The following is a 696-nucleotide window of genomic DNA, read 5'->3' as shown; positions in this document are numbered from 1 at the left end:
GAGCGCTACGGCAAGCTCTCGCCGCTGGCCAAGCAACAAGACCTGCCGTACCACGTGATCGGCTCCGACCTGGCGGGCGTCGTGCTGCGCACCGGCCCCGGCGTCAACGCGTGGCAGCCGGGCGACGAGGTGGTCGCGCACTGCCTGTCGGTCGAGCTGGAGTCGGCCGACGGCCACGACGACACGATGCTCGACCCCGAGCAGCGGATCTGGGGCTTCGAGACCAACTTCGGCGGCCTGGCCGAGATCGCCCTGGTCAAGTCCAACCAGCTCATGCCGAAGCCGGGCCACCTCAGTTGGGAGGAGGCCGCGTCGCCGGGCCTGGTGAACTCCACCGCCTACCGGCAGTTGGTCTCCCGCAACGGGGCCGGCATGAAGCAGGGCGACAACGTGCTGATCTGGGGCGCCAGCGGCGGCCTCGGCTCGTACGCCACGCAGTTCGCGCTCGCCGGTGGCGCCAACCCGATCTGCGTGGTCTCCAGCGACCAGAAGGCCGACATCTGCCGTGCGATGGGCGCCGAGGCGATCATCGACCGGAACGCGGAGGGCTACCGGTTCTGGAAGGACGAGCACGCCCAGGACCCGCGCGAGTGGAAGCGGTTCGGCAAGCGCATCCGCGAGCTGACCGACGGCGAGGACGTGGACATCGTCTTCGAGCACCCGGGGCGCGAGACGTTCGGCGCCTCCGTCTACGTC

1 protein-coding gene is annotated in these 696 nt (G+C 70.1%); it reads left to right on the top strand.

Features of this window, described 5'->3' with window-relative positions:
* Positions 1–696: zinc-binding dehydrogenase (locus tag KUM32_RS41065; protein WP_217146749.1), on the top strand; the 696-nt coding region annotated here is incomplete at both ends.

The organism is Streptomyces sp. AC627_RSS907, assembly GCF_019049165.1.
This window is presented reverse-complemented; position numbering and strand designations above follow the sequence as displayed.